14 protein-coding genes are annotated in these 15,905 nt (G+C 39.3%); 11 read left to right on the plus strand and 3 right to left on the minus strand.

The window, feature by feature from the left end; translation table 11 throughout:
- From ACO06Y_RS19105 to ACO06Y_RS19115, 3 genes are read right to left on the minus strand one after another with little or no spacing between them, the layout of a single operon-like run.
- Positions 1 to 774: a polysaccharide biosynthesis/export family protein gene (locus ACO06Y_RS19105; protein ID WP_422080629.1), complete on the minus strand. Its 774-nt coding sequence runs from the start codon at positions 772 to 774 to the stop codon at positions 1 to 3.
- 49 nt (positions 775 to 823) lie between these two features.
- Entirely contained in the window at positions 824 to 2,764 is a 1,941-nt protein-coding gene (locus ACO06Y_RS19110) for a polysaccharide biosynthesis protein (protein ID WP_422080630.1), read from the minus strand.
- Positions 2,761 to 3,888 carry a DegT/DnrJ/EryC1/StrS family aminotransferase gene (locus ACO06Y_RS19115; protein WP_422080631.1) on the minus strand — a complete coding sequence of 376 codons (1,128 nt, stop codon included), beginning with the start codon at positions 3,886 to 3,888 and terminating at the stop codon, positions 2,761 to 2,763. The genes ACO06Y_RS19110 and ACO06Y_RS19115 overlap by 4 nt, the downstream gene beginning before the upstream one ends.
- Positions 3,889 to 4,147: 259 nt before the next feature.
- Between ACO06Y_RS19115 and ACO06Y_RS19120 the strand changes: the two genes are divergently transcribed.
- The 11 genes from ACO06Y_RS19120 (at position 4,148) to ACO06Y_RS19170 (ending at position 15,658) form a co-directional block, all read left to right on the plus strand.
- Complete coding sequence (locus ACO06Y_RS19120) at positions 4,148 to 5,545, plus strand: nucleotide sugar dehydrogenase (RefSeq protein WP_422080632.1); 1,398 nt, start codon at positions 4,148 to 4,150, stop codon at positions 5,543 to 5,545.
- On the plus strand, positions 5,542 to 6,564 hold the full coding sequence (locus ACO06Y_RS19125) for an NAD-dependent epimerase (protein ID WP_422080633.1): 1,023 nt from the start codon (positions 5,542 to 5,544) through the stop codon (positions 6,562 to 6,564). The genes ACO06Y_RS19120 and ACO06Y_RS19125 overlap by 4 nt, the downstream gene beginning before the upstream one ends.
- Positions 6,565 to 6,872: 308 nt before the next feature.
- Complete coding sequence (cysQ, locus tag ACO06Y_RS19130; RefSeq protein ID WP_422080634.1) at positions 6,873 to 7,691, plus strand: 3'(2'),5'-bisphosphate nucleotidase CysQ; 819 nt, start codon at positions 6,873 to 6,875, stop codon at positions 7,689 to 7,691.
- Positions 7,692 to 7,715: 24 nt separating this feature from the next.
- Positions 7,716 to 8,144: a DUF2061 domain-containing protein gene (locus ACO06Y_RS19135; RefSeq protein WP_422084199.1), complete on the plus strand. Its 429-nt coding sequence runs from the start codon at positions 7,716 to 7,718 to the stop codon at positions 8,142 to 8,144.
- Positions 8,129 to 8,728 (plus strand): adenylyl-sulfate kinase, encoded by a 600-nt coding sequence (gene cysC / locus ACO06Y_RS19140; RefSeq protein ID WP_422080635.1) that lies wholly within the window; start codon positions 8,129 to 8,131, stop codon positions 8,726 to 8,728. Before ACO06Y_RS19135 ends, cysC begins: the two co-directional genes overlap by 16 nt.
- On the plus strand, positions 8,721 to 9,626 hold the full coding sequence (gene cysD / locus ACO06Y_RS19145) for a sulfate adenylyltransferase subunit CysD (RefSeq protein WP_422080636.1): 906 nt from the start codon (positions 8,721 to 8,723) through the stop codon (positions 9,624 to 9,626). Before cysC ends, cysD begins: the two co-directional genes overlap by 8 nt.
- A 9-nt stretch (positions 9,627 to 9,635) precedes the next feature.
- Complete coding sequence (locus ACO06Y_RS19150; RefSeq protein ID WP_422080637.1) at positions 9,636 to 10,892, plus strand: sulfate adenylyltransferase subunit 1; 1,257 nt, start codon at positions 9,636 to 9,638, stop codon at positions 10,890 to 10,892.
- Positions 10,893 to 11,291: 399 nt separating this feature from the next.
- Entirely contained in the window at positions 11,292 to 11,921 is a 630-nt protein-coding gene (locus tag ACO06Y_RS19155) for an NAD-dependent epimerase/dehydratase family protein (protein ID WP_422080638.1), read from the plus strand.
- A 20-nt stretch (positions 11,922 to 11,941) separates the two neighbouring features.
- On the plus strand, positions 11,942 to 12,253 hold the full coding sequence (locus ACO06Y_RS19160; protein WP_422080639.1) for a hypothetical protein: 312 nt from the start codon (positions 11,942 to 11,944) through the stop codon (positions 12,251 to 12,253).
- Positions 12,254 to 12,257: 4 nt separating this feature from the next.
- Entirely contained in the window at positions 12,258 to 13,535 is a 1,278-nt protein-coding gene (locus ACO06Y_RS19165) for a nucleotide sugar dehydrogenase (RefSeq protein ID WP_422080640.1), read from the plus strand.
- A gap of 668 nt (positions 13,536 to 14,203) precedes the next feature.
- Complete coding sequence (locus ACO06Y_RS19170) at positions 14,204 to 15,658, plus strand: hypothetical protein (protein ID WP_422080641.1); 1,455 nt, start codon at positions 14,204 to 14,206, stop codon at positions 15,656 to 15,658.
- Positions 15,659 to 15,905: the final 247 nt, after the last annotated feature.

A 15,905-nucleotide genomic window follows, 5' to 3' on the forward strand; every position in this document is an offset into this window, starting at 1 on the left:
TTAATTATTTCTTGTAAGGAATATGGCCGTGGCCGTAATCAGTACGGAAACAATGGAGACATATAAGCCTGCTCTAGCGTCGAGAGAAGTTTCCTTTATACCAGATTTATTTAACTCAACGTAGACCACATCATTTTGGGTCAAATAATAGACCGGAGATTTGACCATATTTTTCTTCGTAAGATCCACACGGGTATAGACCTTGGTTCCATTAAAATCCCTGATTACCAAAACATTATCTCTTTTTCCGCGAATATTTAAATCTCCAGCAAATCCCAAAGCTTCCAAAATAGTCACTTGCTCGCCATTCACCGGATAGGTTCCAGGGCTATTTACGGCTCCCAATACCGTAACGGTGAAATTCCGGAGTCGGATGTTAATAATTGGATCTTTTAAATACTCAGATAATCGATCTCGTAAAAGAAGACGAAGTTCATCAGGGGATAACCCTTCTATCTTTAACTTTCCAATAACCGGAAAGTCAATTTCCCCTGCTTGATCCACCAAATAATCCACTTGTTGTGGTTGAAAACCGCCCTCTGCAGCTCCTCTCATCAAATTAAATGGAGCACTAGCTTCAGGATTTAAGGAGGATACATGTATTGAAACCAAGTCATCGACTTTGAACTTGGAGACAAAGCTGCTGTTATTGACCAAAGTCTCAAAATCACCGGTATCCTGGAAGTAAACCACCTCCTTCCTAGAAGCACATGAGGTAATGAGAACTAATAAAAAACACATGATATAACGAAGAGGAATTATTCTTTTTAGCATGCTGTAATGTTGAATTTTAAGATGCAAAATTAAGATATTTTTGGATTTTTCACGGTTGAATAACTTTTAGAACTGTCTTATCCTTTCTGTTTGGACTCTCATCATCATCCAGTTCACAAAGTTTAGAATTCTGGGAAATGTATTCGGGAACAATACTCTTCATAAGCCTTACGGTACTCCCACTAAAAAACATATTGGTAATGCAAAGTTCATCTATCTTTGATCTCAAATCGCCATAATCCAACTCTCTGGCCTTGCTTATTTTGATTTTCTTGTGATAGGTAGGTAGGGTGTTTTCACCATCTGCCAATAGTTCCTCATATAGCTTTTCACCTGGACGTAATCCAGTAATTTTAATATCGATGTCTTCAGGATAGTTCAAACCAGAAAGTTTAATCATGTTTTTGGCTAGATCGAATATTTTGACCGATTCGCCCATATCAAAAATGAAAATCTCACCACCCTCGCCCATAGCTCCAGCTTCTAGAACCAATTGGGATGCTTCAGGAATGGTCATAAAATATCGGGTAATCTCCTTGTGGGTCAAGGTTATGGGACCTCCATTTTCTATCTGCTTTCGAAACAAGGGAATTACGGAACCGTTGGATCCCAAAACATTACCGAAGCGCGTAGTAATGAATTTGGTCTTGCCCTCTTGTTGCATACAGCCTACATAGATTTCGGCTATTCGTTTACTGGCTCCCATCACATTGGTAGGATTAACGGCCTTGTCTGTGGAAATCAACACAAACTTACCCACGTTGTGATTCAACGCCAAATCCGCAATTGTCTTGGTCCCGGCAATATTAATCTTGATGGCCTCGTAGGAGTTGTATTCCATCAAAGGCACATGCTTATAGGCTGCGGCATGGAACACAATATCGGGGTTATGCTCCTGAAAGATAGCGTTCATCCGGTTCTTATCCCTCACATCTCCTACAATGGGCACAAAATTATGGAACCCTTTTTGCTTTAGTTCCTGCTGTAGGTCGTACAGTGCCGACTCCGCCTGGTCAATGACCACCAAAGAACGATATCGATAATTACAGATTTGTCTTACAATTTCGCTCCCTATTGAACCGGCACCTCCGGTCACCACAATGGCCTTGTCCCTAACCTCATCCCTGATTTTGGAATTAGTAATGTCAATAGGAGCCCTATTCAATAAATCCTCAATCTGGACTTTCTTGATTTGAGAGGCCTTTAATTCACCGTTTATCCAATCTTCAACGGGAGGGACAATTTTTACCAGAACGGGAAAATCTACTAATCCCTCGACCAAACTCTTCAGTTTTTTGTGATCTATATTCTGTATACAAAAGATTATCTCGGCAATACCTTTCTTACGAATAAAAGTCTCCGTCAAAGTTTCGGGAGCATAAACACTGACACCGTTGATGAATTTGCCAATCTTTTTTTTATCCTTATCAATATAACCGATAACCTTAACATTAGTTTTGGAATGGTTGGTAATAGCCCCATACGTAAGTATTCCGGACTCACCCGCACCATATATCAAAACGTTTTTGGCCGAGTTGAAGCTACTTTGACTTATTAAGTTTTGATACATGGTCTTAAAGACATACCTAGAAGAAACCAATGCGATAAAGCTTAATAAACTATTATATATAATTATTGATAATGGAATGGTAAAATCATTTGCCAATTGAAATTTTCTATTTACCAGAATCAAAAAAATCGACAAAATACTTGCCAAACATACGGCGTTAAAAATGTTATAAACATCCCGTAAACCAGTATGCCTAACCACTCCCTTATATGAGCCTACGATTAAAAATGAAAATAGTGCAATTAAAGACACCCATGGCAATTGAACGAATAGCTTGTCGACATCAAAATCGAAGGTCAGATTAAAACGGATAAAATAAGAGAGTACAAAAGAAATTGCCACGATAGCAATATCAATTCCCAACACCAACCATTTGGAAGCATATCTTTCAACCGTACTGTTAAGGTAGTTTTGTATCATTTTAGGGCAAGTTTTAGGATTTCAACGATTCGCTCCAAATCTTCCAAGAGGAGATTGGAGCCACTAGGTAGACATAGTCCTATTTGAAAAAGATTTTCGGAGACACCATTCGTAAAACTAGGCTCTCCCTGAAAAACCGGTTGCAAGTGCATCGGTTTCCACAGCGGTCTAGACTCAATGTTCTCATTTTCCATAGCCAGACGAATTCTCTCGCGTACTTGGTATGACGGGGTTAGTATGCAGCTTAGCCATCTATTGGAAAACATCCCATCCGGTTCTTCAAGAAATGAAATACCATCGAGACCTTGTAAAGCTCTTAAATAGTATTCATAATTTCTTCGTCTCGCGTTGACCCTTTCATTTAAAACTTGCATTTGTCCTCGGCCAATTCCTGCCAACACATTGCTCATGCGATAATTGTGACCAATTTCCGAATGCTGATAATGGACCGCATTGTCTCGGGCCTGGGTCGCCAAGAAAACGGCTTTATCCCTATACTCCTTGGTCTTGGATACCAAAGCACCTCCTCCTGAAGTAGTTATAATCTTATTACCATTAAAAGATAATATTGAGATATCGCCTAAAGTTCCACATTTGCAATCCTTGTATGTACTACCCAGAGCCTCGGCACTATCCTCTAAAACGGGAATTTGATATTTTTCGGCCAAAGCCTGAATTTCATCGACCTTATATGGCATTCCATAGAGATGCACCGCCACGATGGCTTTAGGTTTGCTACCCATTCGAATTCTTTCTGTAATTGCCTCTTCCAAAAGTTCGGGACATATGTTCCATGTCTCGCTTTCACTGTCAACGAAAACGGGTTTAGCCCCTAGATATGTAATTGGATTGGCAGAAGCGGAAAACGTAAAACTTTGGCATAGTACTTCGTCGCCTTTTCCTACACCCAATAATTTAAGGCCAAGATGTATTGCTGCTGTTCCAGAACTAAGTGCTGCAACATGGACATCCTCTTGAAGATAACTTTCCAAATCACACTCAAAACCAGAAACATTGGGCCCCAATGGAGCAATCCAATTGGTACTAAATGCCTCGTCCACGAAATTCTGCTCATTACTCCCGATGTGTGGAGAAGAAAGCCAAATCTTAGTTAGTGTTTCCAAAAACTGTTAGGTTATAGTTCAACTGTAATTTCTTAATCAAAAGTAACTATAGTTTCCTTCATACGATTAAAAACAGGTTATAATTCGTTTAAGAATTGAAAAACATCGGCTAAAAGACTTTTTTATTATTGAAATCCTAATTTTCCATACGTTAATCCATAACTTTCCCATCATGCTACAAAAAATACTTTTCGTCGATAATATATTATAGAATATAGAGTTATTTACTAATCTTTGCACTCAAAAGTTTTAAACATCTATGAAAAAAATCACCGAAATTTGCTGTATAGGAGCAGGATATGTAGGGGGGCCGACTATGTCGGTCATTGCCCATAAATGTCCAGAGATTAACGTTACGGTCGTGGATATTAATCAAGACCGAATTGATCAATGGAACCACACTGATTTGGACAACCTACCTGTGTACGAACCTGGTCTAAAGGAAATAGTTGGTCAGAGTCGGGGTCAAAATCTCTTCTTCTCCACAGAAATTGATAAGGCAATCGATAAAGCCCAAATGATTTTCATTTCTGTAAATACACCGACAAAAACCTATGGTAAAGGAAAAGGACAAGCTGCCGATCTGAAATACATAGAACTCTGTGCCAGAAATATTGCTCGCGTAGCCAAAGATGATAAAATCGTTGTAGAAAAATCGACCTTGCCAGTACGTACAGCACAGGCCATTAAAAATATACTTCAAAATACAGGCAATGGAGTAAGCTTTGAAATTCTTTCCAATCCAGAGTTTTTAGCTGAAGGTACAGCTATCAACGACCTGTTAAATGCCGATCGAGTGCTTATAGGAGGGGATGAAACCCCTTCAGGTCAAATGGCCAAAGATTCATTAAGCGCAATCTACGAACATTGGTTGCCAAAGGATAGAATTCTTCAGACCAACGTTTGGTCCTCCGAATTATCCAAGCTCGTAGCCAATGCCTTCCTGGCACAACGCGTATCTTCTATTAATTCGGTGTCCGCCTTATGTGAAAGAACGGATGCGAATGTTCAAGAAGTGGCCAAGGCAATCGGTTTTGATAGTAGGATAGGCCCTAAGTTTTTACAGTCCTCTGTTGGGTTTGGTGGTTCTTGTTTTCAAAAAGACATCCTTAATTTGGTCTACATTGCCCGAAGCTATGGATTGAATGAAGTAGCGGATTATTGGGAACAAGTCATTTTGATAAATGATTATCAAAAAAGGCGTTTTGCGGATAATATAGTGACCACCTTATATAATACAGTTTCTGGGAAAAAAATCTTATTTTATGGTTGGGCCTTCAAAAAGGATACTAACGATACACGAGAGTCCGCAGCCATTTATGTTGCGGATGCCCTGTTGGAAGAAAAGGCTCAGATTTTTGTGTATGACCCCAAGGTTTCCGAGAAGCAGATTTACAATGACCTCGATTATCTGAACACGCGAGAGCCTACCGAAAATAGACATTTACTAAAGGTAATTAAAGATCCCATAGAAGCCAGCAAGGAAGCCCATGCCATCGCAATACTTACCGAGTGGGACGAATTTAAGGACTATAATTGGGAAAAAATTTTCAATAATATGTTAAAACCCGCCTTTGTCTTTGACGGAAGAAGATTGTTGGATACCAAAAAAATGAAGGAAATAGGTTTTAAATATTACAAAATAGGGCAATCATGAAGGTGTTAGTTACGGGTGCTGCCGGATTCATAGGTTTCTTTGTTTCCAAAAAGCTTTTAGAAAATGGACATCAAGTAGTGGGGTTAGATAATATAAATGACTATTATAGCCAACAACTGAAATACGACAGGCTTAAAGAATTAGGAATCGAACGTTCTTCAGCGCAAAAACATAATGAGCTAATTAGAAGTTCCAATGATAGCCATTTTTCCTTCATACGTTTAGACCTTGAAAATCGCTCTGAACTTCCCGCTCTTTTCAAATCCAATAAATTTGATGTGGTCTGTAATTTGGCCGCTCAAGCTGGGGTTCGCTACAGTTTGGAAAATCCGGCCGCCTACGTGGACAGCAATATTGTAGGGTTTCATAATGTACTAGAGAATTGCAGAAACCATGATGTAAAGCATTTGGTCTACGCCAGCAGTTCCAGTGTATATGGACTTAATAAAAAAGTGCCTTTTGATACTACGGACCGCGTAGATAATCCTATAAGCCTATATGCCGCGACCAAAAAAAGTAACGAGCTTATGGCGCACACCTACAGTCATTTATACGGGTTTTTGACGACCGGACTTCGATTTTTTACAGTCTATGGGCCATGGGGCAGACCTGATATGGCTTTATTCCTGTTTACAGATGCCATTGCCAACGGACGTCCCATCCAAGTATTCAACAATGGACAACTGGAAAGGGATTTTACTTTCATAACTGATATTGTTGAGGGAGTCGTCCGGATTATCGAATCGCCTGGCAAAGAGAGACAAAAAGACAATTTATATAAGATTTACAATATTGGAAACAGCCAATCCGTTAAGCTAATGGATTTTATTGAAACCATAGAGGAAAATTTAGGAAAAGTCGCAATAAAGGAAATGCTACCTATGCAACCTGGCGATGTGACCAGAACATGGGCTAGTGTTGAAGATTTGATAAATGATTATGGATATAGTCCCAATACATCGATTAGTGAGGGAGTTAAATCATTTATTGCTTGGTACAAACACTATTACAAAGTCTGAAAAGTCCATTGGTGTGTTTATGAGGGTAGTTAACCATTTTTTAGTGCGTTTTCCTTCCTTCTTGTGATTGTTCATCGGCTTTTGTGTCTAAAATGACGTTTGAAGCCAACGTGAACCAGTTTAGTTTTAATGAAATCTGGAACTTGGATAAGGCATTTATTGTTACCTAATTGTATGAGCTGTGATAACATCATATCGTTATGACCGTAAGACTATGTTTAATAATCATCGGTTTTTTATTGGCTTACGTCGTAAATAACAATTAAAAATTGCCATTACTTAAGTTATTTTCAATCTTTGTTGTGGATATGGAGAGAAAAAAACACTTATTGTCAAATAGTAAGGAAATAGCGGTCAACGCGTCTATTTTGGGTGGTTTAGCGATAATGGAAATTTACCAAAAACCAAGTTTTTATCAGGAAATAAAAGATAATAATTCACCCTTGACCGAAGCCGACACTGCGGCTAATACGGTTATCAACGAACAGTTGGTAAAAACCGGTATCCCTATCATAAGCGAAGAAAACAAGAACTTGGAATACAACGAAAGAAGGCATTGGGATACTTGTTGGATAGTGGATCCACTTGATGGGACAAAAGAATTCATCAAAAGAAATGGAGAGTTTACTGTAAACATAGCACTATGTGAGTTTGGGGAACCGACCTTTGGTGTTATTTATGTTCCCGCCACAAGACATCTTTACTACGGAGATGTTAACAAGAAGGTGGCTTGCAAAACTGTCCTGGATAATAACCACAGACTGACAAAAGAACTTTTTGACGAAGAAGATCGCATTAATAAAAGTGAACCCAGAAAGGATTTAATCCGTGTTGTGGGGAGCCGTTCCCATATGAATCAAGACACAATCGATTACATCTCCTCGATCAAAGAAGATTTTGATAATGTGGAAATTGTTTCCAAGGGAAGTTCACTCAAATTTTGTCTAGTAGCGGAGGGCAAGGCCGATGTTTATCCAAGGTTTGCACCAACTATGGAATGGGATACGGCCGCTGGGCATGCTATATGTAATGCGGTAGGTTTAAAGGTTATCTCTCAGAAAACAAATAAGGAATTGCCGTATAACAAGGAAAGCTTCTTGAATCCTTACTTTTTGGTGAGACAATAAACTATGGGTAGAATCTCTCATTTTATGGGAAAAATCTCCCATAAAAGACATATTGCCAAGACTATTACCTGGCGGTTAGTTGGAACCCTAGACACCATCTTACTGTCCTGGATTATAACTGGAAACCCTGCCACAGGATTAAAAATAGGGGTTTCAGAGGTTTTTACAAAAATGATTTTATATTACCTCCACGAACGTTTGTGGGTACGTGTAAATATATCGGAAAGTAGAAAACGACATTTGCTTAAAACCTTTTCTTGGCGTTTTATAGGTACAATGGATACCGTTTTTATATCATGGATAATCTCCGGAAACCCTATCACCGGTTTAAAGGTTGGGGGTCTTGAAGTCATTACTAAAATGGCCTTGTACTATTGTCATGAAAGAGCTTGGTACCGTATCAATTTTGGTTTGGACAAAATAATTAGATCAGAAAAATGGAAAAAAATTTAGTTTCCCATTCGTATAAAGTCAATGTAGAGGATCGTCGAAAATTGAATGAGCACAATTCCTTTTTGATATTCTTTACAGGATTATCCGGGTCGGGTAAGTCAACTTTGGCCAACGCCCTTGAGCAAAGGCTCTACTCAAATCACATCAAAACATATGTACTTGATGGTGATAATGTACGCAAGGGTATTAACAGTAATCTTACTTTTAAACCCGAAGACCGCTCTGAGAACCTGAGGAGAATAGGAGAGATTTCAAAGCTTTTCGTGGATGCAGGAATAGTAGTACTTGCTGCGTTCATCGCCCCTTATGAAAAGGATAGGGAATTCATCAAAGAAACTGTAGGTTCGGATAACTATTTTGAAATCTTTGTAAATACCAGTTTGGAGGTATGCGAGCAACGTGATGTTAAGGGGTTGTATGAAAAAGCGAGAAGAGGAGAAATAAAAGACATGACCGGCATTTCTGCCCCATATGAGCAACCCACTATGCCAAATATAAAAGTATCAAATGAGTTTAGTATAGAGGAATCCGTGGACATAGTATACAATAAAATCAAAAACCATCTAAAACTCAAAAATGAGTAGGTATTATTTAAATTATTTGGACGAATTAGAATCAGAGGCAATTTTCGTATTACGAGAGGTGTGGGCTCAATTTCAAAATCCGGTTATTCTTTTTTCCGGTGGCAAAGATTCCATTGTTGTGACACATCTGGCAAAAAAAGCCTTTTTCCCTGCTAAAATACCTTTCCCGTTGATGCACGTGGATACGGGGCATAATTTTCCAGAAACAATTCAATTTAGGGATGAGACCTTGAAAGAGTTGGGGGTAAATCTCATCGTGGGATCTGTTCAAGAATCAATCGATCAAGGTAGGGTTGCCGAAGAAAAAGGAAAAAGCGCCACTAGAAACTCACTTCAAATCACGACTCTGCTGGACGCCATTGAAAAGCATAAGGTGGATTGTGCCATAGGAGGGGGGCGTCGCGATGAAGAAAAAGCAAGGGCCAAAGAGCGCTTCTTTTCACACCGGGACGACTTTGGGCAATGGGATCCAAAAAACCAAAGACCGGAACTTTGGAATTTGTTCAATGGAAAACATTTTGAAGGAGAACATTTTAGGGCTTTCCCTATTAGCAATTGGACGGAAATGGATGTTTGGAATTATATAAAACGTGAAAACATTGCAATTCCATCCTTGTATTTTGCTCACGAGAGGGAAGTGGTTTGGAGAAGTGATTCATGGATTCCAAATTCGAAATTTTTAAAACTGGAAGATGGTGAGGAAATTATAGTAAAGAAAGTTAGATTTAGAACGTTAGGGGATATTACCATCACAGGAGGTATTGAATCGGATGCGGACTCCTTGGAAAAAATAGCTGAGGAAGTTTCAGGAATGAGGCAGACGGAAAGGGGAAACAGAACTGATGATAAACGTTCCGAAACAGCTATGGAAGATCGTAAAAGACAAGGGTATTTTTAAAATAGAACAATGGAACTAAATAACAGTCAACTACTACGATTCACCACTGCCGGCAGTGTTGATGATGGGAAAAGTACACTCATAGGAAGGCTTCTTTATGATTCTAAATCCATATTTGAAGATCAATTGACAGCGGTTGAGAATACCAGTTTAAAGAAAGGTCATCAAGGTGTAGACCTAGCTTTGTTCACAGACGGTTTGCGGGATGAGCGCGAGCAAGGTATAACCATAGACGTAGCATATCGCTATTTTACTACCCCAAAACGAAAGTTTATAATAGCTGATACTCCTGGCCATATACAATACACAAGAAACATGGTCACAGGTGCATCCACAGCAAATGCGGCTATAATCCTTGTAGATGCCCGACATGGAATAATTGAGCAGACTAAAAGGCACTCTTTTATAGCGTCGTTGTTGCAAATACCACATTTAGTTGTATGCATCAACAAAATGGACTTAGTTGATTTTAAAGAGGAGATTTACAATAATATTGTAGAGGAGTTTCAAGACTTTTCGTCAAAGTTGCTAGTAAAGGACGTGCGTTTTATTCCCATCAGTGCCCTGTTGGGAGATAATGTTGTAAACAAATCAGAAAATATGAATTGGTTTAACGGTGCTCCATTATTGCACACTTTGGAAACCATTCATATTAGTAGTGATTTTAACAGTGTAGATGCTCGTTTCCCTGTCCAAACCGTATTAAGACCCCAACGCGAAGGATTCATTGATTATAGGGGCTATGCCGGCAGAATCGCAAGTGGTATCTTTAGGCCTGGCGATGAGATAACCGTGATGCCTTCTGGATTCACTTCAAAGATAAAGATGGTCGAAGGTCCAAAAGGTGAACTACCGGAAGCCTACGCCCCAATGTCAGTGTCAATAACCCTAGAAGACGATATAGATGTTGGACGAGGCGATATGATTGTTAGATCTAACAATAAACCTGATCCTGTTCAAGATGTAGAGGTAATGCTATGTTGGATGAACACTTCCCCGGCAAAACCGAGAGCCAAATATACGATTAGACATACGACCAACGAGCAAACAGCCATGATAAAAGAGGTTCTTTACAAAATAGATATCGAAACCCTTGGGCGTAATTTCAAGGATAAGGAAATAGGTATGAACGATATTTGCAAAGTAAAGATTAGGACTACCAAACCTCTTATGATTGATTCATATCGTGATAATAGGAGTACTGGAAATTTGATATTAATTGACGAGAGTACGAATGAAACGGTTGCCGCCGGTATGATTATTTGATCAAGGAATATCTTTTATTCATTACAGTTTGCCAAAACAGTTTCTGTGTGATTAGTTGGAACCGATGGACTACTAATTCAAGCACAGAAGAAAAATACTATTCGCTACACTTTTGCCGAAGTTATTTCAGCTTAAATATGGGTTAAAAATTGCCAGAACACCTCGCTATTTACCTCCTGTAAAGGACATTTCAAGACCTTGTAAAGCTCAGCTATCTTTGTGCAGGCGCATTTGGATTAAATAAGGGTTTTCGTAAAACTTACCTTTGATCTAAAGGTTTTGAATCTTTGTTCCGAATAAGGACAATCTATTGGATTTAGTCATTTAAGCTTTCTTTTAGAATAGGTTTTCCAATTATCTTGCCCCGGTTGCCAATAAAAGCCTTAATTTAGATTTTTGATGCATCATAAATCGCTAAATCTCGATACAGATTATCGTATTCTAATAACCGTTGGTTTAGGGTTTATTGCTTCAAGTTTATTTGAAATACTTTTGGAAAACGGGAATCATTTAACTTGCCTAGATAGTTTTGCTAATGGAAAAAGAGATAATATAAAGGAACTGCCGAATAAGCGGAATTTTGAATTGATTCAAGGTGATATTCGAAACTTAGAGGTTTGCAAACGGACTTGTGCCAATATCGATTATGTTTTGCATCAAGCGGCTTTGGGTTCCGTACCGCGATCAATAAAAGCCTCCATAACCAGTAGTGCTGCAAATATATCCGGTTTTTTGAACATGCCTTTCGCCCGGGATACAGAGATAAGGCGTTTTGCCTATACCGCTAGCTTCTCTACTCATAGGGGTTCCAATTCCATGCCTAAATTAGAGGAGGTAATAGGAAAACCCTTATTCCCTTCTGCGATTACTAAATATGCGAACGAACTGTACGCCGAGGTGTTTGCCAAGACCTATCATATAGGGACTATTGGTTTATGTTATTTCAATGTATTTGGTCGTAAACAAGACCCAAATGGCACCTATGAGATGGTAATCCCTAAATTTCATAATATAATTGATAAAATATGAATTTCCTGTAATTAATGGTCATGGAAGCTACACATGATTTTACATATATTGATAATGTGATAGAAATGAATATTCGGGCAATAGGGATGGATAATCCCAAAGCCCGGAACGCGGTGTATACTATAGTTTTTGGTGAACAGACGACTTTAAGCGAACTTGAAGAAGGCATTGCCGAGGTACCAGTAAAATATGGGCCTGAACGTCAAGGAAATGCCCCCCATTCCTTCGCTTCCATAGAGAAAACAAAAAAGCTGCCGGGGTATGAGGCTAAGTATAATATAGAAAAAGAGCCTAAAGAGACTGTTGGTTGGTATTGGAAACACTTAAGGTAAAAAAATGGATACAAGGATAGCCGTAATAGGACTGGGATATGTTGGACTACCTTTAGCTCAATTGTTTGCAACAAAATACTCGGTAGTGGGGTTTGATATCAAAAAAGATAGGGTGAGGGAATTGCAATTAGGACACGATAGTACGCTTGAAGTTGAGGACAAGGTTTTACAATCCGTTTTAAAATCTTCCCCAGATACCAAAATAGGCTTGTTTTGTACGGAGGCTATTAAACATATTTTACCTTGTTCATATTATATAGTTACCGTACCTACACCCGTAGATAAAACCAACCGACCTATCCTTAAGCCTCTGTACGAGGCAAGTAAGACGGTAGGGAAGGTACTGAATAAGGGAGATATTGTGATATATGAATCTACCGTATATCCTGGAGCAACGGAAGAAGAATGCGTCCCTGTACTAGAAAAGACCAGCGGGCTTGTTTTCAACAGGGATTTTTTTGTCGGCTATTCTCCGGAACGAATTAATCCAGGGGATAAAGAACATACCGTGGATAAGATCCTAAAGGTCACTTCCGGTTCTACACCGGAAATAGGAAAAAAAATAGATGAACTCTACTCCTCTGTGATTACAGCTGGAACCCATCTAGCACCTTCCATTAAAGTAGCGGAAGCCGCTAAGGTCATCGAAAACTCCCAACGTGATATCAATATTGCTTTTGTTAACGAGCTGGCCAAAATCTTTAATCTAATGGAAATAGACACTCTTGATGTTTTGGAAGCCGCTGGCACCAAATGGAATTTTCTCCCTTTTAGGCCCGGTTTAGTAGGGGGACACTGTGTGGGCGTGGATCCTTACTATTTAGCTCAAAAGGCGCAACAATTTGGGTATCATCCTGAAATTATTTTAGCGGGACGCCGTATGAATGACTCAATGGGGAAATACGTAGCAGCCCAAGTAGTAAAACTTATGATCCAGAATGAGATTAAAATCAAAGGTTCTAAAATATTGGTATTAGGAATTACCTTTAAAGAAAACTGTCCCGACGTACGTAACACCAAAGCCATTGATGTAGTAAAGGATTTAAGTAGCTATGGGGCTACGGTAGTGGTATGTGATCCATGGGCTTCCCCTCTCGAGGTAAAGCTTGAATTCGGGCTGCAAACTATCAGGGCGATTCCAGATGAAAAATATGATGCTGTGGTTGTAACAGTGGCCCATAAGGATTTCTTGGAAATAAATCTAAAGGACGTGTTAAAAAAGAACGGGGTGGTTTATGATGTCAAAGGGATTTTGAAGGACACCATGAATGCTAGATTATAGGTTTTAACGCGCTTGAACACACTTATAAACCTAATAGAAACCTGAGCTATTCCCAGATTTAACAATGGTGCAATTTTTCATAAGAACATCTTCAATCAGGGTTCCGTGCAAGGCAATTGACTACAATGTATAATCGTCTTAAGAAATCCTAGGAACTTCGTAATGCCCTAGGTCTGGAAATTGAATATCATTCATTCTTTGAAATAACCAGTACTACTTTTCAAGAATTTCAATATTTGCTTAATTCCATAGTTCAATTGCGTTGATGTATCACTAACCCATTTACCTGGGGAATAGTAAGTGTTTTTGACAATACAGCCTTGCTCCAGTTATACTTATCCAACCTTCGAACTTCTCCTCAACTTTGAGCCGTTCAAATAACAGACTCCAATTTGAACTAAGGAGTACTGAGATGAAATAGGTTGGATACAGAATTGGAATTTTTGTTAAAAAAAATGTAATGCGCACCATAGTATGTTAAAGAAATGTGTCATTCATCGAAAAAACAATCGATGGACATCCAAAACAGATTTCCATAACGTAATCTTTGCAATGTTCTTAAAATGTAATTCATCGAAAATAACATGAATTTCATCGAAGACACTAATTTTTTAAATAGATTTACCTAACCCAAATGAAGAAATAAACCTAAAAATCCTTAACCTATTATGAAATTGGACACTAACTCCCCACTAAAAGTGTTATCTCTTTTTATTATTTTTCTATTTGGCATTTCTTGCTCGAAAGATTCGGATTTGTTGTCGGATTATGTGCTTGCGGACGTTCAGGAAAGTGTAGTAGTGGATGACTACTTTTTTGTCTCCCTTAATGGAAGTACTTTATTGGATGTTTTGGCTAACGATATTCTAGATGATGAGAGTACCGTGACGATAACCAATGTTACGCAACCCAAAAACGGTACGGTCACCATTAATGACGACAACACGGTAACATATACCCCTACCAATCCGGAAATCACCAATACACCGGACAACACGGATACGCAGGACAACACCGATACGCAGGACAACACCGATACGCAGGACAACACCGATACGCAGGACAACACGGATACGCAGGACAACACCGATACACAGGACAACACCGATACACAGGACAACACCGATACGCAGGACAACACCGATACGCAGGACAACACCGATACGCAGGACAACACCGATACGCAGGACAACACCGATACGCAGGACAACACCGATACGCAGGACAACACCGATACTCAGGACAACACGGATACGCAGGACAACACGGACACTTTTACGTATACGACAGAGGTTTCAAACCCAAATGAGTCCACAAGTACAGAAACTGGAACCGTTACCATTATCAGTAACCGATCCCAAGGACGAGGAATAATATGGGACACAGATTTTGAGACCGTTCAATGGTCTTCGAAAGGTAGTCGTACCAATGGCATGTGGGAAGTTAACGGAGGGGATGCTGTGAGAACCACGAAGGATGCGAGAGTAGGAAATCAAGCTATCTGGCTGGGGGATTTTACCCAAAATGATACTCGAAACGAAATAAAGGCGAACAGGCTACTAGATTGGGGAGAGCATTGGATCGGTTTCTCCATGAAGGTGATTGAACCATTACCTGGATCAAGAACCTATATTCAATTTCGTAATACCCGTGGATCCGGCGGCGTGGGTGATGGTGTAATAAATCCTGTTACCCTAAGACAGAGCACTAGATCTGGTCAAATGTACTTTCAGACATCAACTAATGCAAGCAATGTGAATCGCGTATTCAGCACTGGTGCTTCCACAGGCACAGAAAGATCTAATTTCAATTACAATCTAGATGATTATATAGATTTCGTTATTCACTGGGTATTGGATCCGACTGACGGTTATATCGAAATCTGGGTCAATGGTAACAAGATTGTCGATGAAACTGGTACTACAACTTATCGCTATGCGCATGTGGATGGTGAGCCTTATGATGGAGATGTGGGTATTCAAATGGGATTGTATTGGAGCAAGAACAATGCCCCCCAGGGCAACGCATATTACGACGAGTTTAAAGTTTGGGAGGGGCCAGGAGGGCGCTATGAGGATGTTTCTCCGGGAGGACTCAGTCCAAATGACCCTTCTACCCACTAATTTTTTTTATTGGATTTATATATTCTATTCAATAAATAATTTGGGGTCTGTCTTTTTAATGTAATCCATTTATAAATCCAAATAATAAAGTTACATTAAGTATTCTTGCAACGAGGGTTCTTCTCAAAAATCCATACCCCTTTGTTAGTTTAAGTAAACAAGCAATACTAGTAAACGACTCTCCATAATGACCTCTTCACATTTTTAGGAAAGGCTACAATTTTAGGAAAGGCTACAATTTTAGGGA

Source organism: Ulvibacterium sp. (assembly GCF_965228935.1).
In the GTDB taxonomy this organism is placed as follows: domain Bacteria; phylum Bacteroidota; class Bacteroidia; order Flavobacteriales; family Flavobacteriaceae; genus Ulvibacterium.